This is a genomic window from Streptomyces sp. NPDC048142 (assembly GCF_043202835.1).
GTDB lineage: Bacteria > Actinomycetota > Actinomycetes > Streptomycetales > Streptomycetaceae > Streptomyces.
On record NZ_JBIDBC010000006.1, the window covers coordinates 200,067 to 217,000 of the forward strand.

Annotated in this window: 24 protein-coding genes and 1 pseudogene; 2 read left to right on the plus strand and 23 right to left on the minus strand. The window is 63.9% G+C overall.

Translation table 11 applies throughout. The features are described from left to right. Window positions 1-11: 11 nt before the first annotated feature. Window positions 12-1,031 (minus strand): annotated as a pseudogene (locus ACGF2Y_RS11030) (ABC transporter ATP-binding protein); the annotation flags it as partial. A 1,663-nt stretch (window positions 1,032-2,694) separates the two neighbouring features. Here ACGF2Y_RS11030 and ACGF2Y_RS11035 point away from each other — a divergent pair. Both ACGF2Y_RS11035 and ACGF2Y_RS11040 read left to right on the plus strand, forming a co-directional pair. Then, window positions 2,695-3,504: a Scr1 family TA system antitoxin-like transcriptional regulator gene (locus ACGF2Y_RS11035; RefSeq protein WP_392945136.1), complete on the plus strand. Its 810-nt coding sequence runs from the start codon at window positions 2,695-2,697 to the stop codon at window positions 3,502-3,504. Continuing rightward, a complete protein-coding gene (locus ACGF2Y_RS11040) occupies window positions 3,485-3,706 on the plus strand; it encodes a DUF397 domain-containing protein (RefSeq protein ID WP_392945139.1) in 222 nt (73 codons plus the stop codon). The genes ACGF2Y_RS11035 and ACGF2Y_RS11040 overlap by 20 nt, the downstream gene beginning before the upstream one ends. Before the next feature lie 98 nt (window positions 3,707-3,804). Here ACGF2Y_RS11040 and ACGF2Y_RS11045 read toward each other — a convergent pair whose 3' ends face one another. The 22 genes from ACGF2Y_RS11045 to ACGF2Y_RS11150 form a co-directional block, all read right to left on the minus strand. Beyond that, window positions 3,805-4,566, minus strand: coding sequence for a hypothetical protein (locus ACGF2Y_RS11045; RefSeq protein ID WP_392945141.1), 762 nt, complete (start codon window positions 4,564-4,566; stop codon window positions 3,805-3,807). A 231-nt stretch (window positions 4,567-4,797) separates the two neighbouring features. Continuing rightward, entirely contained in the window at window positions 4,798-4,974 is a 177-nt protein-coding gene (locus ACGF2Y_RS11050; RefSeq protein ID WP_392945143.1) for a hypothetical protein, read from the minus strand. Between the two features lie 63 nt (window positions 4,975-5,037). Then, the gene (locus tag ACGF2Y_RS11055) at window positions 5,038-5,205 is read right to left on the minus strand and encodes a hypothetical protein (protein ID WP_392945145.1); all 168 of its coding nucleotides are present in this window, start codon (window positions 5,203-5,205) and stop codon (window positions 5,038-5,040) included. A gap of 158 nt (window positions 5,206-5,363) precedes the next feature. Further along, window positions 5,364-5,561: a hypothetical protein gene (locus ACGF2Y_RS11060; RefSeq protein ID WP_392945147.1), complete on the minus strand. Its 198-nt coding sequence runs from the start codon at window positions 5,559-5,561 to the stop codon at window positions 5,364-5,366. Between the two features lie 258 nt (window positions 5,562-5,819). After that, window positions 5,820-6,011 (minus strand): hypothetical protein, encoded by a 192-nt coding sequence (locus ACGF2Y_RS11065; protein WP_392945149.1) that lies wholly within the window; start codon window positions 6,009-6,011, stop codon window positions 5,820-5,822. Window positions 6,012-6,247: 236 nt separating this feature from the next. Next, window positions 6,248-6,760 carry a hypothetical protein gene (locus ACGF2Y_RS11070; protein ID WP_392945151.1) on the minus strand — a complete coding sequence of 171 codons (513 nt, stop codon included), beginning with the start codon at window positions 6,758-6,760 and terminating at the stop codon, window positions 6,248-6,250. 320 nt (window positions 6,761-7,080) lie between these two features. Then, complete coding sequence (locus ACGF2Y_RS11075) at window positions 7,081-7,350, minus strand: hypothetical protein (protein ID WP_392945152.1); 270 nt, start codon at window positions 7,348-7,350, stop codon at window positions 7,081-7,083. 73 nt (window positions 7,351-7,423) lie between these two features. Further along, the gene (locus tag ACGF2Y_RS11080) at window positions 7,424-7,663 is read right to left on the minus strand and encodes a hypothetical protein (protein ID WP_392945155.1); all 240 of its coding nucleotides are present in this window, start codon (window positions 7,661-7,663) and stop codon (window positions 7,424-7,426) included. 58 nt (window positions 7,664-7,721) lie between these two features. Further along, window positions 7,722-7,958, minus strand: coding sequence for a hypothetical protein (locus ACGF2Y_RS11085; protein WP_392945157.1), 237 nt, complete (start codon window positions 7,956-7,958; stop codon window positions 7,722-7,724). Between the two features lie 463 nt (window positions 7,959-8,421). After that, window positions 8,422-8,724 carry a hypothetical protein gene (locus ACGF2Y_RS11090; protein ID WP_392945159.1) on the minus strand — a complete coding sequence of 101 codons (303 nt, stop codon included), beginning with the start codon at window positions 8,722-8,724 and terminating at the stop codon, window positions 8,422-8,424. 581 nt (window positions 8,725-9,305) lie between these two features. Beyond that, window positions 9,306-9,512 (minus strand): hypothetical protein, encoded by a 207-nt coding sequence (locus ACGF2Y_RS11095; RefSeq protein WP_392945161.1) that lies wholly within the window; start codon window positions 9,510-9,512, stop codon window positions 9,306-9,308. 88 nt (window positions 9,513-9,600) lie between these two features. After that, window positions 9,601-9,738 carry a hypothetical protein gene (locus tag ACGF2Y_RS11100; protein ID WP_392945164.1) on the minus strand — a complete coding sequence of 46 codons (138 nt, stop codon included), beginning with the start codon at window positions 9,736-9,738 and terminating at the stop codon, window positions 9,601-9,603. A 47-nt stretch (window positions 9,739-9,785) separates the two neighbouring features. Further along, on the minus strand, window positions 9,786-10,232 hold the full coding sequence (locus ACGF2Y_RS11105; RefSeq protein ID WP_392945167.1) for a deoxycytidylate deaminase: 447 nt from the start codon (window positions 10,230-10,232) through the stop codon (window positions 9,786-9,788). Then, complete coding sequence (gene thyX, locus ACGF2Y_RS11110) at window positions 10,229-10,954, minus strand: FAD-dependent thymidylate synthase (protein ID WP_392945169.1); 726 nt, start codon at window positions 10,952-10,954, stop codon at window positions 10,229-10,231. Before thyX ends, ACGF2Y_RS11105 begins: the two co-directional genes overlap by 4 nt. Before the next feature lie 82 nt (window positions 10,955-11,036). Then, a complete protein-coding gene (locus ACGF2Y_RS11115; RefSeq protein WP_392945171.1) occupies window positions 11,037-11,774 on the minus strand; it encodes a transglycosylase SLT domain-containing protein in 738 nt (245 codons plus the stop codon). 16 nt (window positions 11,775-11,790) lie between these two features. Next, window positions 11,791-12,183 carry a hypothetical protein gene (locus tag ACGF2Y_RS11120; RefSeq protein WP_392945173.1) on the minus strand — a complete coding sequence of 131 codons (393 nt, stop codon included), beginning with the start codon at window positions 12,181-12,183 and terminating at the stop codon, window positions 11,791-11,793. A gap of 4 nt (window positions 12,184-12,187) precedes the next feature. Next, window positions 12,188-12,337: a hypothetical protein gene (locus tag ACGF2Y_RS11125; RefSeq protein WP_392945175.1), complete on the minus strand. Its 150-nt coding sequence runs from the start codon at window positions 12,335-12,337 to the stop codon at window positions 12,188-12,190. Beyond that, window positions 12,334-12,504 carry a hypothetical protein gene (locus ACGF2Y_RS11130; RefSeq protein ID WP_392945177.1) on the minus strand — a complete coding sequence of 57 codons (171 nt, stop codon included), beginning with the start codon at window positions 12,502-12,504 and terminating at the stop codon, window positions 12,334-12,336. The genes ACGF2Y_RS11125 and ACGF2Y_RS11130 overlap by 4 nt, the downstream gene beginning before the upstream one ends. Before the next feature lie 12 nt (window positions 12,505-12,516). After that, window positions 12,517-13,353, minus strand: coding sequence for an HNH endonuclease (locus ACGF2Y_RS11135; protein ID WP_392945179.1), 837 nt, complete (start codon window positions 13,351-13,353; stop codon window positions 12,517-12,519). Further along, window positions 13,239-13,709, minus strand: coding sequence for a hypothetical protein (locus ACGF2Y_RS11140; protein WP_392945353.1), 471 nt, complete (start codon window positions 13,707-13,709; stop codon window positions 13,239-13,241). The genes ACGF2Y_RS11135 and ACGF2Y_RS11140 overlap by 115 nt, the downstream gene beginning before the upstream one ends. Window positions 13,710-13,747: 38 nt before the next feature. Next, complete coding sequence (locus ACGF2Y_RS11145) at window positions 13,748-14,599, minus strand: sigma factor (RefSeq protein ID WP_392945182.1); 852 nt, start codon at window positions 14,597-14,599, stop codon at window positions 13,748-13,750. 438 nt (window positions 14,600-15,037) lie between these two features. Next, on the minus strand, window positions 15,038-16,894 hold the full coding sequence (locus tag ACGF2Y_RS11150; protein ID WP_392945184.1) for a DNA polymerase: 1,857 nt from the start codon (window positions 16,892-16,894) through the stop codon (window positions 15,038-15,040). Between the last annotated feature and the right edge of the window lie 40 nt (window positions 16,895-16,934).

The window sequence follows — 16,934 nt, forward strand, 5'->3', positions numbered from 1 at the left end:
CGTCGGCTGTCTCACCCGTGCCAGGACCGCCACAGGGACGCGTACGCGCCGTCCGCAGCCACCAGCTCGTCATGGCTGCCCAGCTCGCTGATCCGGCCGTCCTCCACCACCGCGATCACATCCGCGTCGTGCGCGGTGTGCAGCCGGTGCGCGATGGCCACGACCGTGCGGCCCTCCAGCACCCGGGCCAGCGAACGCTCCAGGTGGCGGGCGGCCCTCGGGTCCAGCAGCGAGGTCGCCTCGTCCAGCACCAGGGTGTGCGGATCGGCCAGCACGAGACGGGCCAGCGCGATCTGCTGGGCCTGCGCCGGGGTCAGCGCGAACCCGCCCGAGCCGACCTCCGTGTCCAGCCCCTCCTCCAGGGCCTTCGCCCAGCCGTCCGCGTCGACCGCGGCCAGCGACGCCCACAGCTCGGCGTCCTTCGCCCCGTCGCGGGCCAGCAGCAGGTTGTCCCGCAGCGAACCGACGAAGACGTGGTGCTCCTGGTTGACCAGGGCGACATGCTCACGGACGCGTTCCGCCGTCATCAGCGACAGCTCCGCCCCGCCGAGGGTCACCGCACCGGTGCGCGGCGCGTAGATCCCCGCCAGTAGGCGGCCCAGCGTCGACTTGCCCGCGCCGGAGGGGCCGACCAGCGCGATCCGGGTGCCCGGGGCCACGTCGAGCGACACCTTGTGCAGGACGTCGACGCCCTCCCGGTACCCGAAACGGACGTCGTCCGCCCGTACGTCCCGGCCGTCCGGACCGACCCCGGCGTCGCCCGCGTCCGGCTCGATCTCCCGGACGCCGACCAGCCGGGCCAGCGACACCTGGGCCACCTGGAGCTCGTCGTACCAGCGCAGGATCAGACCGATCGGGTCGACCATCATCTGCGCCAGCAGCGCACCCGTCGTCAGCTCCCCGACCGTGATCCAGTCCTCCAGCACGAACCAGCCGCCGAGCAGCAGGACCGCGCCGAGGATCGTCACGTACGTCGCGTTGATGACGGGGAACAGGACCGAACGCAGGAACAGCGTGTACCGCTCCCAGGAGAGTTATCGACATGCGCATTAGCCCCTGACCTGCGGTTTTACCGGCCATGCCGACACAGGGCGCAGCGAGGCACTGTGGGCATCCGACGCGTTCCGGTGCTCCTACGGGCTCTCGGCCGTCTACCGGCACCGATCGGCCAGCGGGCACGTCTAGCGTTCACGATTCCGGTTCGTGTCCGTTTGCGGGACAGAAAAGAGCCCCGTTCGCGCGCCACGGGGGAAGCGTCACGAACGGGGCCGTCTTTGGGGTTGCTAGGTGTCCGTGGGGCTCTCAGGCACCGGGGCGGACGACGTGAAGGAGTCTTGCCCGGCCCAGGTGACCGTCAAGGTTCCTGCCTTCCTGCGAACCTCCGCAAGGAAGGCGTACGCGCCCGAGCCCCGCGCGCTGCTGGGGATCGTCGCGCCTCGCTCCTCGGCCACGTCCAGGGCGAGGCTATAGAGCATGGCAAGGGTTTCGTCGGGGCTGAGTGCCTGCCCTCTCTCGCTCATGCCCACTGGTGGCCGCAGTCCATGCAGATGTTCTTCTGCCCGTCATGCATGTAAGAGGCGCTGCCACAAGCCGGGCAACCGGCCGTCTCGGTCAGCAGACGGACCAACTTTCGTACGCGGACGAACATTGCTATCTCACCTTCCGGGCGGGTTCTCCACCCAGTCTTCGTGTTCGTCAACCCACCATGCGACCGCGCAAGGAATGCACCGGTACCGCCAACGCGGCTCTTTGGTGTTCTTGTCTACGGCCCTGGAGAGGATGACTTGGAGTTCGCCGCACTTGATGCAGCGAACGGGGGGCTTGGCGTCCGTCATGGCGACAGGCTACCTAGCTGACTGTCGGCCGCAGGGGGTCTTAGGCGGACGTACCACGGCTGATCAGATAGGCCACGGTGAGCACCCAGGCCACGGATGCCAGCGCGGTTGCGGCGCGGGTCATGCACGTTCCAGGTGTCGGGGCGAAACCTGGTACTCCGGCCCTCTCCCGAACCTCACCCAAGCCTGTGCCTTGCGTCTGTAGTCCCACGGGGGCGACGCAGGGTCAAGCCACTGGCCGTCATAGTCCAGCAGGGTTCCCACTCGGTCCCCGAGCCGGACCGACTTTCCCACGTCTTCCGGTCCGATGCCCGTCATGACCACCCCAGTTGCAGGCATGTGGGGCAGTCGGCCACGTTGCAGCCCACGGGAGGGGCTGCCGGGAAGGTGACCACCCCGTCGGCTTCGAGCGTTCCGTCTGCCTCGGCCCACCAAGGGGCCTGTACGACGCTGTGAGCGCCTGCTACGTCCTCGGGGAGGCTGACTAGCTCGGGGGCCGCTAGCGCGATCACGCGGGCGTCCTGGGGCCGTCCAGGGGTGTTCATCGGGCCTTCGCCCCCTTCTTGCCGATCCACCCGCCGACGCGCGCCAACTTGGGTCGGAAGTGCGGGTGGTTGTTGATCTCTAGCAACACGTCACGGTCTTTCGACTCGTCCCACTCCCGTGCCAGCGCCGCACATACGTCGCAGCCACTGGCCACGGTCGCTCGCAGCTCGGGTGACCTAGTCGAAACGATCTCTCTCGCCATGGGTTCGCCATCCGTCGTTGATTCGCTCTTGTCCCAGGAAACGGGCCCGGTGCGGTCACGGAAAGTGGGACGCTTGTCACAACGGGAAAAGGACAGAGAGGGGTTGCCCGGATGGCCAAGACGTACGGCGAGTGGCTAAAGGAAGCGCGGGAAGCCAAGGGGTGGACGCAGACGCGGTTAGCGGAAGAGGCAGTTATGAGCCGTTCCATGATCGCCAACATCGAAACTGGCCAGCGGTACCCGAGCGAGCGCGACGCGCAGAGTCTTGACCGAGTGCTAGGCACCGGAAGCGTTCTGACCACCTTCCGCCCCGGTCAGGCAACGGGCGTGGTCCCTGACTGGTTCGAGCAGGCACGCGAGTTGGAGCAACAGGCAACGCACATCCGAGAGTTCGGGCTGACGTACGTTCCGGGGTTTCTCCAGACCGAGGCATACGCGTCAGCAGTCATCGACGCCTGGTACCCCCGAGAGGGTGAGACGGAGCGTCACAAAGCCGTTGTGACACGACTGGAGCGATCCAAGTTGCTGGCCGACCCGGTGACCCCGGCAGTATGGGTGCTGATGGATGAGGCCGTGATCATGCGGCCCGTGGGGGGTCCGGCGGTCATGGCGGAACAGCTCGATCACATCGTCACGCTTGCGGAATCGGGGCGCGTCAGGGTCAACGTGCTGCCGATCTCGGCCGTCCCTCATCCGTTGTTGGACGGCATCGTCACGCTGATGTGGTTTGAAGATCAACCGCCCATCGCATACGCGGAGGGTCTACGCATGGGCAAGATCCATGACTCACTGGCCATGGTCGAGGAGATCCAGGGGGCTTACGATCTTGCCCTTAGTGAGGCTCTACCGTTGGAACCGTCACTCGCCCGCATCCGGGCACAAGCGAAGGAATACAGGGAACATGGCAAAGAAGCGCATTAAGGACTCGGCCACGCTCACCGGGTGGCGGAAGTCGTCGCACAGCGGCTCTCAGGGTGGGGGGTGCGTAGAGGTCGTAGACGGCTTCTCTGGGGGCGTTCCGGTCCGTGACAGCAAGGATGCCCACGGCCCGGCTTTCGTCGTCTCTGACGCCGGGTGGAGCGCGTTCGTGAATGCGACCAAGAGCGGGGCGTTCTCCGCGTAGTACAAGTGATTCGGACATAAAGGACCCCCCGGCGCCGGCTCGGGGGGTCCTTACTCTTTGTAGTTAAATGCTCACGTAACGTCACTAGCACACCCGTTCTATTCCTCGGACTTCACAACATCCATGACCGCTTCAACGCCAACCCGAGACAAGGTCTCGTCAACGGCGCGCGCCGGTATCTCTTCCTTGCGCGCCTTGACGGGCCCTTCGTCGCGGACGGGAACCGCCACTGTGTCACCGTCCGGAATCCGGACATCAACGACCTTGACGACCTCGGTGCGCGTCGGCGCGGTGAACTTGCCGGGCGCAGCAAAAGAAGGCGGGCGGTCGGTTTCTTCGGACGTCAGCACGGAAGCACCCACAGCGAGAACGGCCAGTGCGGCAGCTCCGGCCGTGGTTACACGCTTGGCGTACCACGTCGGTCGCGCTTTTGCGTGCTTCCTTGCGTTCCCCCTGGCCCCCCATGAACCCATGCGCGCCGTAAGCCGCTGAACACGCCACTGGTCGCACTCCCGACCGTTGTCGCAGATGACCCATGAACGGGCGGGGGACTCCAGGTAGCCGCGCGTGATCCAGTCGAAGGCTCGTACGTCCATACCCAGGGTTTTGTTCGTGTCGGTGCAGCGTGCAACGACACGAACCCAGCGGGCTTCATGGGGCGTGGCGGCTATGGCGCTAGCGACCGTTCGGCCGTACGTGCGTAGCACCTTGCGTAGCTCACCGCCCGTGCGCGGTTCCTCCCTGTCGATGGCTGTGCTTGGTGTCCATCGCCCCCACTCATCCCCGTCGATGCTGGTTTCCGCCAGTAGCGAGACCGTCACATCGTCAAACTCGCACGCGTCCCCTATGTCGTTCTTCACGAGTGCAAGCCTAGACCATTAACTAGACCGGTCAACAGGTTTCGGCCCCGTGAGGCTTGAAACTGCAAGGATCGCAATGACGCTAAGCTCAAGATCCACTGCGTATGGTAACTAAACACAACCGGACAATGTGGCGCATATCACTGTAACGAGGCCCCCGCCCCGTAGGTCGAGAGCCCCTGTCCATCCTGTGGATGACCATCACACCGGAACGTTCTGGTGTGGCCTAGGTCAGTCCGTGCGCGCCGCCCGCTTGTCGGCCAGGATGGCACCAAGCCAACCCCAATCTGCATCATCCATGTGTACGCGAACCATCAATCCTCCCTGTGCCTCAAACTGGATAATCAGCGTGTCGCCGTCCATCGACGTTGCCAGTCCGGCCATCGGCTTTACGAACAGGTCCAGCATCTCTCAGCGCCTCTCTAGCGGCCTCGGGGGAGGGGGCCCGGTCTCCCGGACCCCCAAGGGTTGTCAGTGGCTTACGTTGGCCTTGAGCCATCCCATGCGGGCAAGCTGCCAGTCGTAAGCCTCTACGTCTTCATCGGTCTGCGGGACGCCGTAACGGCGGTCGATTGCATCCTTGCTCAGCTCCCAAGCGAAGTAACGGACGCCGTTCTTGTCGGTGATCGCGCCTGCCATGTTCGGGCCTTCCTGGTGCCTGCCTCGGGCTTGTTCCCTCGGCCGTGACCCCATTAGAGCACGGGCGCAGCGGTGGGCGCAACCTCCCCGGAACGTTCCGGTGTGCCATACGCCAAAGGGGGCCCGGTCGTCGTGACCGGACCCCCAGGGAGGCGGAGCTAGTCCGCAATGCGCTTGATGAACCAGCGCTGGAGCGTCCCGCGTATCGCCTCCCCGCGCTGCTCACGGGCCGTCTGGTGGTCGTTCCAGCGGAGCACCGTCTCGGACATGGCCGAGTAGGGCGCGGGGCCCTCGTAGTAGTCATCGGCCGGACGGCCGTAACCGAGGACGACCCAAGAACCGGTGACGTTCTCCATGGTGACTCCCTTACTCGCTGTCCCTCGGGCGCGTTCCCTTGGCGACGAGTGAAACTCTAGCACACGTGGGACCAGTCCGGAACGTTCCGGAGAGGCCCACGCTTGTGAACATGTGAACAAAGATAGTTAGTTCCGCTAACTACAGGTCCATGCGAGCTTGTGAATGTGATCACGTGAACAAGGCGACTTTGTGAATGCGTTCACGTTCACAAGCGCCGACAAGAAAGAGGGCCCCCGGTCTCCCAGGGGCCCCGTTCCTTAGCCTTCCAGCGTCACGTCAGAGGCGTTGTAGCCCTTGCGGGTCCGGGTGGCGAATCCAGCGACCCATGCGGCCATCTGAAGCCCCTGGACGCGCGCGCCGTAGGGGGTGACGGCCTCGGTGGGGGTGGTGACCCCGTCCAGGATGTAGGAGTAGGTCCCGTTTGCCTGGCGCTTGGTGGTGACCTTCATTGTGTTTCCTTCCGTTCCCCTCGGGCTTGTTCCCTCGGCGTTGACTTAATTATGGCACACATCCAGGGGGGCACGCAACACCAGTCCGGAACGTTCCGGACTGGTCTGTGTGATGCGCACCACGTCGCCGTTATGCGTGGGCGTTACACCTATATGTGTCGCCAATGCGTGGGCGTTACGTCTATGTGTGCCAAGGGGAAGGGCCCCCGGTCTCCCGAGGGCCCCTCTAGCTTGCCTTACTGGCCCGGCGTCGGAGCGGGAGGCGTGGGGGTCTCCGTGGCCTCAGAAGCGCTCGGAGAGGGCGACGGGGCCTCTGTCGGGTCCTCGGTAGGCTCGGTGTCCGGGGTGGCCGTAACGGTGATCGTGACGGCCGGGAGAGGCTTGGCGGTCTCGGTAACCGTGATGGTCACGGCGGGGGCCGGGGACTCCGTCACGTACTCCGTCGCGGGCACCTCAGCGGGCGCGGGGAGTTCGTACGTGGCGGCGGGGGCCGGGACCATGTTCGGTGCCTGAGCGGGCATCGTGGGCACCTGCGGGGCGACCGGGGCGACCGGGGCGACCGGGGCGGCGGTGGGGGGCAGCGGGGCCGGAGTGGTGACGGCCGGAGCGGGGGTCACGTAGTCCGCGCCCGGAACCTCCGCGCCGTTCCCCAGGAAGACGCCGACGCAGACCAGGCCGAACGCGCCCGCGATCATCGCCTTGTTCTTGCCGCTCATCTTGCGGCCCTCGGTGGTGTTGTTCTCGGTCATTCTCTTGCCTCTCTCGCTGCCCCTCGGGCGTGTCCCTCGGTGACAAGATGAACACTAGCACGGTCCGGCCGATGCGCAACACCTCCCCGGAACGTTCCGGAGAGGTTCCCCGTGTGGGGTACGCCACATGGCGAAAGGGCTTGACGGGCTTGCCCCGGATGACCTAACTTTAGTCACGGTGGGAGAGGACCTCTCGCGACTACGTACGGTGATGCCGACGTTGACTCTGCGTGATAACCGCTGTGCGGCCGTCTGTGGGCACGAAAAGACCCCGCCCGATCACTGGGACCGGACGGGGTTGAGAGGGTGTGAGAGGTCCGCTAGCTCCCGAGGTTGAACGTCGTCTCTCGGTAGTCCGGGCCCGACTCGTACGAGACAACCTCTCGGAGGCTCCCGCGCTTGTCGGCCGCAGCGCGAGATAGCTTGAACACGCGGTCCGCTTCTTCCGGGGTGTCGAACGCGAGGAACTGCGGGGGCTGGTCGCCGTAGACGTACGCGACGTTATGCGTGCCGTTCACGTCGTAGCGGAACACCCGGTCACCATCGTTCGTGCTGTAGCTCTCGATCTCGGTTGCGTCGTGATGTGCCATGGTGGGCCCTTCCTGGGGTTCGTGCTTGCGCTTACGAGTGGAACTCTAGCACACCGGAACGTTCCGGACTGGTCTAGCTGTGCCGAGTCCAGCCCTCGGCCCGTAGACCTTCCGACATCTCGTCGGCAACGGCCATGGCGTCGGCCAAGTCATCGAACCGTGACCGAGTCTTGATCTCGTCCCGACCGGTCTCGCCGTCCGTGATTGTGGTGCTCCAGTTGCCGGATCTAGTCCAGCGGACTTGAAACACCATCCAACGCACGTGAAACCGTCCCCGCTCCGCCGTCTCGTCTTTGCGCCACTCGCTTTTCATGGGGCGAGGATAGCACAAAGGGCCCCCGAGGATATCCCCGAGGGCCCTAGAGCCTGCCTTACGCGTTCGCGCGGTGCTGTGCGTCCATCTCGGCCCACTCGGTGGCCAAGGTCAACAGCGAGTCGATGCGGTCCGCGCTATCAGTGGCCTTGCGTAGCGCGAGACGCGCGCCCCCGACATTGCCCCGAGCCTTGGCGGTCTTGAGCAACCGCACGTGACCGGCGAGACGACGAGACTCGGTGGTTGCGGCGGCCAGGAATCCAGCGGTGGACAGTTCGTACGTGTTGCCGAACATGTGCGTTCCCTTCGTTCGCCGCTCGGGCCTGTTCCCTCGCTGGCATGTGTACGGTACCACACCGGAACGTTCCGGAGTGGTCAAGGGGAGGGCCCCCGTTTCCGAGGGCCCTCATACTTGCGGATGATGCCGAAGGTTACGGGATGACCGCTTCGGTGGGGGAGATCACGCGAACGTCAATGAGACGCGCGCCACGCTCGAACGCCTGACGCTCCACAACCTCACGAACCTCGGGGACAAGGACGTCCAGCGGGTTGGTCACAACCACGCGAGAGGTGCGGGAGCGGCCAAGAGGAGCGGCCTTGCGGCGGACCGGGGAGAGGGACGCAACCTCCCCGGTAAGGCGGACCTGAGCGGCGAACCCGTTACGGCGGTAGTTCATGTGACTGCCTTTCGTCTTGTCCCTCGGGCGTGTCCCTCGGTGACAAGAGAAAGACTAACACATGTGCGCCGGTCCGCAACATCAGTCCGTAACGTTACGGGGAGGTCCTACCTGTGGCCGACGCGCCGGGGGTGTGTCCGGCAAGAACAACGTCCAGCCGTCCGCCCTAAGCTCGGGGAACAGTGGACCCGTGACCGCGAACACATCATCCATGGTCGGGAAGATGGATCGATCGTCGGTGTCCTCTCCAGCGTACGGCCGGTCACACATGGCGAGACTGAATCCCACCTCCTCACCGTCCTTGACGGCGCGGCGTACCTTGATGATGAACCAGTCACGCGCGTTGCGCTGGCTCTTGACCGGGCGGTACCACTCCCAGTTCATGACATGCCCTCCCAGGAAGGGCCCCCGAGTCTCCCCGGGGGCCCCGTAGTCCGCTGTTACTTGGCGATCCTGACGACACCCTCACGGTGCGGCGCGCAAGCGTAGATCGGAAGCGAGCGGGTACCGTGGCTCACGCGTACCGCGCGGACGAACCGGCCCGGACGCTCGCATTCCTCGCACGCTCCGAACCGCTGGTGAAGGATTCCCCACTTGTCAACGTTAAGCGGCATGATGCCCGCCCTTCCTGGTGTGTGCCTCGGGCGTGTCCCTCGGTCACAAGAGAAACTTAGCACAGCGGGGCGGGTGGGGGAACCTCCCCGTAACGTTCCGGAGAGGTCTTTCGTGTGGCCTATCCCACATACGCGAAAGGGCCCGGAACCCGTAGGTCCGGACCCTCTCTAGCGCGTGTGTTAGCTCAGCGTCATGGAGTCGATCCACTCAAGCGCGGGCATACCGTTGATGGTCGGGCCGTCCACCTCGGTCCATCTAACGTCACCCTCGGGCTCGCCCCTCGGTGTTGAAAGAGCAGTACCATAAGAATGGCCCCCACTCCGAAGAGTGAGGGCCATTCGTTGTGCTGGCTAGAAGGGGGGTTGTGCGGCCAGCTCAGCCGGGCCACGCTTCCACTCGCTGCGGTAGAACGGCTCGGGGATCTTCCATGCCGCCGGAGTGGTCGGGCACTCTGTGCACCTGATCCAGCCCATCAGTCCGTCGGTGCTCTTATGGTAGACGTCCCATCCGCCCCGGTCGGCGCACGTTGCGCAGTCGAACTCTGGTGCCTTGTTCATGAGTGTCGTTCCTCTCGTTGGACTGGCGAGAGGGACTCTACCACAAGGCATAAGGTCCCCGCCCCGAAGAGCGAGGACCCAAGCTAGACTACTCGGCGTACGCTCCGATGCCCTCGAACTCATCGCGGCACTCGGGGTGACAGTAGAGGCTGTCCGTGTCAGCGGGCTCGGTCTCGCAGTTCAGGCAGGGGCGGGGGCCGTATCCGCACCCTCCGGTGTAGCTCATGTGGTGTTCCTCTCGTCACCCCTCGGGCTTGTCCCTCGGTGGTGAGATCAAGCTACCACACCGGAACGTTCCGGTGTGACCACTCGGGAGATTCCGGCCGACGTGATGAGGGTTGCGCACTGCGGGCACGGCGCACGCGTGACGTACAGCGTAGACCCCGGAAGGTCCTCGGGTCGTGCGCGTGTGATCGCGTTGAACTCGGCGTGATTTGCGGCACAGTTGGCGTAGTCGCTGTCAGGTGAACACTCACCCTGAGTTAGCTTGCCACGCGGACAGTTACCGGCGGATGCACATCCGGGAATGCCAGCGGGCAGACCGTTGTAGCCGACGCTCACGCGGTGCTCACGCGAGACGAGAACGGCCCCCACCTGTGCGCGGGTACAGTCGGCGCGCGTTGCGGCCCATCGCGCCCCCGCTAGGTAATACTCGTTCCAGTCGGGGCGCAGGTAGCGCGCTGAAGTCGCACCCGCCCCTGTGATCTTGTGTAGCGTCACGAGAGTACCCCGTACGGTTCGCTCGGTACATCCTGAAAGCTGTTCGGTGCGACGCGCCGCAGTATCTCAAGGGTCTTGCCCGCGTATTCCCGGATCTCCGCATCTGCGGCAACGTGCCAGCGCTTACCGAGAACGTCACGCCATGCACGCATGTTGCCGGATACGATCATGTCTACCGGCGCAGCGTTGGGGAGCACGCACCGCGCGGCCTCTCGTGCCTGCTTGCGCTTGAGCCCCTGACTCATCAGCTTTCGCACAAGGTCTTCATACTGCTTGACGGCGAACGTGTACGCACCCTCTACAGACATGCGCATGTTGGTTGCCATCGTGTCCGACTCGACCCCGGTAACTGCCGGGGGGATCACGGGAGTTGTGTTCTCGTAGGACACGTACCGCTGTGAGACGACGGAGAAAGACAGGTGGCGATGCCGGGTGAGTTCCGTTAGCAGCGCGCGGGACACGTCGCGTACCAGGAAGGTTGCCGATGCGTGCTCAAGGACCGAGTAATGCCCCTGCGCAATGATGTTGGCAAGGTAGTCACTGTTCCGGGCGGTACTGGGATTCGGCCGGTCGAACGACTTATAGCAGAGTCGCCCCGCCGTTTCGGCCAACGCGTCGGCGTCCTCGGTGCGTTCGGCATTCTGTGGCCGAACGTCGTACCCGTATGCGCGCCACAGGGGGAGATCCCCGACAGTGATGGACGCGATCAACTCAACGTTCAAGGTCTCTCTCCTAGTAGGGGAGGACCAATCCGTAACGTTCCGGATTGGTCCTCCCATGTGTCGTACTACTCGGGGCGGATTCTCAGTACGCGCCGAATACGTTGTCTATCGAGCCGTACCGACTTGAGGCGTAGTGACAAGCGGCAACGATGTTGGCCACCGGGTCGAACACGTCCCAGGAAGTACCAGGCACGTGATACGCGCGGAACGTTGGGTCAATCGTCTGCAACAGGCCCTTGCTCGGGGTGCCTGCCGCTGCGTTGGAATCCCAGTTGTTTACTGCCTTGGGGTCGCCCCCCGATTCCCGCATGACGTTGCGGTGAATGCCCTTGTATGAACCGGGGATGCCGTGCTGTCCCATGATGAACAGCGCCTCACGAATCCAGCCGTCAAGGTTGTCCGCGTAGGCGCTCCCCGTGTGATCAGGTACCGGGATCGTGTTCCTTGCGTTTCCCTTGCTCGCCTTGAGCGCGGGCGGTTTGCCCATGCGCAACTCAAGCAGTGTTCCGGGGTGAAGTGCGTCAGGGTCCTTGCCTACAGTGCCAAGGTTTGCGCCCCAAAGGTTCGGCCAGTGGTCGGCGTCGCCTAGCTCGGCCTCGGCAATGCTGGACAGTGAGTCACCCGGCTTGACCTTGTACCGCTCTGCCACCTTGGCGCGCTTCTGTGCGCCTCTCTGGGACGACGGGGGAGGGGTCGGGGTGGTTGCCTTGGGGTTGTCCTGTTCGGGCGTCTCAGGGGCGTACATGGCTTTCTGTTCCTCTCCCCTCGGTACGGCGGTGGCACCGGCAGCAATGAGGGACAGCGCCGCCGTACTGGCCATCAGTCGGGAGGGAAGGTCACGCAATGTCGTCACCGGCCAGGAACTTTGCCAGCTCTACAACGTCCTCGGCGGCGGTGTCGAAACCGAACCCCGAGTTGATCAGCAGTCCCCGCGCTGCGTGCCAAGCGTCCGCCCGTGCGGCAAGGAACTCTGCATCCGTGGTCGGCTTGTCCTCGGGCTCGACCTCGGGCGGAAGGGGTTCGGATACCGGCGTGTCCTCGGCGGTGCCGTTGATTGCTTCGGCCGTGTCGGCAACGAACTTGGAGAATGCGGCCAGCGTCTCACCAGCGAGGAACACCGTACGGACCGAGGACCCGTCACCGTAGACGATGGTCAACTCAAGTTCGCTGTCCTCGTCGTGACGCACTGCAATCACGTCGGTCGGGTCGTGCGCGTCGGTAAAGTTCACAGCGTCAGTCATTCTCGATATCTCCGATTACGTCAAAGAGGTCATCCACCGGCGAGAGGGTTTCGTCTAGGTCCCACTCGTCATAGACGGACAGGGTAGGAGAGTCGCCGTTGTCGTACTCGTCAAGTCCCGGAATGTGCTTGCGGCCGTTCACTCGGACAGCTCCGCACCAAGCGCGGTGAACAGGTCCCATGCCGCACTGCGCGACAGGATCACGGTTGCGATGGTCTCGCCCTCGGGGTTCTTCACCTCAAGGTCAATGCCGGTAAGGGTGCCGCGTGCGGTGATGGTCCCGCTGTCCGGCGTCACGACAGTTTGCATGGTGGTTCTCTCCTAGAAAGTTGCGGCCCACTCGGCCAGTGATTTTGCGCCCTTGCTGAGGTTGCATGGGGCGCAAGCGGGCAGTAGGTTGTGCGGCGCGTCGGCACCGCCCTTGCTGATTGGGTTCACGTGGTCGATGTGCTCGGCCGGTGCGTCGCAGTAGGCGCATGTTTCGGCGTAACGGGCGAACGTCTCGGCTCGGCTGTACGGCTCATGTGGTACGCGCGCCTTGCGTGCCCGCCTAGCTGCCGCTGCTCTGCTTCGCGTCTCACGCTGTCGCTTCCTGCGTCTGCGTTCCTCGCAGCGTGAGCACAGTGCGGCGACTGACCATGATCGAGCATTAGTCGCTTCGCAGCGTGTGCAGGGGCGCGAAAGTATCGCCTCTCTCTCGCGGGCGAATGCCGCCACCTCTCTCGCCCTTCTGGCCGCTTCGTTTGCGCGCTCCGCTTCCTTGCGTGCTTTATCAATTCTTTTGCGCTCTGCCATGTCCGCTACTGCGCACGGTATGCACAGCCTGTTGCGTGCCCCGTACGCGTGCTCACGGTAGAGAGGTGTCGGGTTGCTGCATCCCAGGATTTTGCAGCTGTAGTCACCGGAAGTGTCTTCCGCTGCAAAGGCTTCTCGCCGCGCACTCCACCGCCCGATTTCCTCTGTCATATCTGCCACACACGTCTGGCAAAGCTGCATCGTAAGTAGCTGCTGCGTGGCAGGCATTCCGTGCTTAGCGCATGTCGTCACGGGCACCGCCGACATTGTGGGGCCAAGTTCGTCACGTTGTGTTCCCCGTTCTCGTACAGCGGCACGACGTGTACGATCTCGCGCCATTCGTTCCCGCATCCGTGCTGACATTCGTTCGGCACCCCCGCCCGCTCCCACTCGGCCACTAGCGCGCGTGCGTCGATCTCTCGGGCTCTCGGACCGTCGCCGTTCAGCGTGTGCCACAGGGTGTAAACCGCCTCGGTCTCTAGAAGGTGGGCGGCCACCCTGTGCCGGAACTTGGCACGGCGGTTGTACGCGTTGCGGTAGTCCTGTTTCTCTGCGTTGTACTGCCTCACGTGCTCGGGGTTGCGCTTGCGCCACTGGCGTACGTACGCAGCCTTAGCGGCCCGCTTGCGCTCGGCCTCTCGCTGTTCGTATCCGGGTCGTTCGCACTCTTTGCAGCGGTATTGCAGACCATCGACGGACGCAGCACGTTTCCAGTACATCTCTTGAGGCAACGTGCGCTTGCACTGTCGGCAAGTCTTCACACCGACACGCCCCGCTCTGCCCGGTACTTACCGCACTTGGTGCAGTCGCAGGGGACAAGGCCCGTGATCTTTCCGTAACGGCTAGCAAAGCTCCGGTGCGCCTTGTTGCGGATCGATCCCACCTGAGAGGGGGCAACGCCGATGGCGTCGGCAACCTCGGCGTCTGCCTCGGCACCGGTCCCGAACTCGGGGGTACCGATGCCCCAACGTGTCCGCAGTGCGTAAGCCTGCTTGGCTCCCATGCTCTCGATGACGGCATTAACGATGGCCAACTTGCGCCGCTTCTCATCCGACATGCGGTCGGACGGCTCAACGAGATCATCCGGAACGCCGTAGTCAGTGGCGATCATCTCGGCAAGCGCGGTGCTGTTGCCGTCACTCGTCGGGCCGTCCAGTGAAACGGTGCCCATCCATGCAAGACGCGCCGCCTGTGCCCGCTCGGGGGAGAGTCGGCGTCCCTTGGGCGGGAGCGTGGCACAAAGGTGCTCGGCTGCATCGGCGTCGCCTTTGACTTCCTTGAGGCACGCACCGAAGATCCACAGTGCGTCACGGTCGGCCCCGGTCGCACCCTGTGCCCGCTCCACGCGGGAGGCGTCCTTGATCTTGCCCTCGACCGTCTTGTGTATGAACGCGTAGAAGCCGTCCACGTTGTCACCGGTCCAGCGGGGGAGGGCTTCCCAAACCGCTATCCGGCCAACCTGTGCGAACTCTTCCCGTTGGTCTGCGCTGGCACCGAGACGGTAAGCGATGTGGGTTATGCGGCTCTCGGTGGCCTTGATGACCTCGGCCGTAGCAGCAAGGTCCTTGTCCTGAGCAGCCTTGATGGTTTCGTACGTCAGGGTGTCCATAGCGTTTTCCTCCGGTTTTCGTTCTCTGAAAGTCAGAGATCGTGTGGCTTGCGCCCGGAGGGGCTACGGATTGCGCGACTTCCTGTGTCCTGCGTCACATCAGGATTCAGGCAAGGGGGAACCATTGCGGACCCGTCCGGGTGGTGCGTGAACGGGGCCGCGCGCTGATCTCGTCGTTGCGAGATTCATAGAAACTCGCAGGTCAGAGAACTGCAAGAGTGTTGTGTGTACACAACAACAGGTCTGATACGGCATCAGCCGTGCATTTGCAGGTGAGGGCGGCCTCTCACCTTGGATTGGGAAACGGAACGTGTCGTGTCGTTTTACGTTCTTTGGTCAATGTCCGGTACGCCCGGTAAGTCTTTGCGCGCAAAAGTTCTTGGTAACAAGTAGGTAGACCTCCCCGTAACGTTCCGGGGAGGTCATCCCTAAGCACTGCTAGTAGTCGGCCCCGTACAGAGAGCCCCAGGAACGTAGTCCCTTGGTCTCAGCACCGGCCGTAATCGGCACTCCACCGAGCGTCATAGTCATGCATCGCTCAATCTCGCGCATGACTTCCTGTGCCTCGCGGGCCGGAACCGATGCAATCACCTCATCATGGATAGGCAAACGGAGCATGGGCAGTAGTCCCGCTTCATCCATGTTGATGAGAGCCTGTCCGAGCACATCGCGCGCCGCAGACTGCACCTGATAGTTGGTCACGGCATAGACGCGCCACCGGTCCAGCGGCAGCAAACGGCCGGTAATGGTCTCGGTGATAAGTCCTTTACCGCGCGCTATGCGTTCCTGCCGTGCGGCAAAGCGCCGGATCTCGGGGTACACCCGGTCATAGGTGCGGATCGCGTGCGCGACAGCGTCAAGGCTTGCGCCGGTCTGCCTGCTAATCGTCTCCGGACCACCGCCGTACACCTTGCCGAACCCAACACCCTTGCAAATCTTGCGATGCTGCTTGGTGAAGTTGGGCCCGTACACGAGACTCGCTGTGTAGTCGTGTAGATCCTGCCCACCGGTGATCGCGTCTTTCATCTTGCGTACGTCGGCCAGCGCGGCAAGTACGCGCATCTCTACGGCGTCAAAGTCGCACGACACCATTACGTGACCGTCCTCGGCCAGCAACGCGCGGCGTACCATCTGGTCGGATGACGGTAGAGTTTGCAGCGCGGGACGCGTCACACTCATACGCCCCGTGCGCGCCTTAAGCGGGTTGAGCATCGGGTGAACGCGTCCGTCAACGTCCATCGTCTCTAGGAACGTGGACACGTACGCACTGCGCCACTTGCCCGCGCGCTTGGCGTGAACCACCGCATCGGCCAGCGGGTTAGGGGTGCGCACACCGAGGGGTTCCCACGTGTGCAAGTCCCGGTCGGCAAGGTCGAGTAGGACCGACTTGTCAACCTTGGTGTTACCTGACTTGGTGGTCTCGGTCAGGGTCTCGCCCATGCCGGTAAGCGCTTCGGCAATTTGGGCGGTGCTGTTGACGTTGGCCACGCCGTACCGCTTGGCCTTTGCCGAGTAACGCTCTGCCTCAGACGCTAGCTTTCCGTCCAGCTTCCGGCAGTAGTCCTCATCCAACACCATGCCCGTGCGCTGCATTACTGCACAGATGCGCGCTATCTCGTGCTCATAGTCCAGCAGCATGGACCGGACACCGAGCCGGGACAGCTCCCCGAACAGCTTGGGGTACAGACGTGCCGTGAGGATCACGTCAAGTCCCGCGTACAAGTTGAAAGTCGGGTGGTCCAGCGGGATTCCCCGCCACCCGGTTTCCTTGGTCAGACCGAGGGAGCGGAACACGGCCGTCAAGTCGCCCTGAGTGTCCGGCGAAGTTGGGTCAATCCACTTGCCGGAAAGCGGCTTGAGCCCGGTCCCGGTGCCCCCCTCTTGGGGTTCGCGCGGATCGATCAGGGTTGCCATGATCTTGGTATCACGCGTGAGCGGGGCCAAGTCCTCAAGGGGGATACCGGCCCGCTGGTTAAGGACTAGCCAGTCATACGCGGCATTGTGGATGAGCAACCGAGGGCGGAGCCTACGGAGCAACCAGAGAACCAACTCACGGAAGTGCCCGCCGCGTTCCCAGTGGATCACCCATGCGGTGTGCGCGTCGCCAAACTGAACCGTGCGCAGACCGAACGCGGCGGAGTAAATGTCAAGGCCCGTGGTCTCAGTGTCCAGCGCGATAGGTCCGCGTGTCGCTGCTTCCTCGGCCCATGCGCGGAAGTCTTCCAAGTCCGCGTAGGTCTGCGGGATGTTGACCGAGACGAGGTCACCGGCTATCTCGTGCCTGTAAGTCTGCAATGTTCCTCCCCATGCAAGGGGGGACCTCTCCGGAACGTTC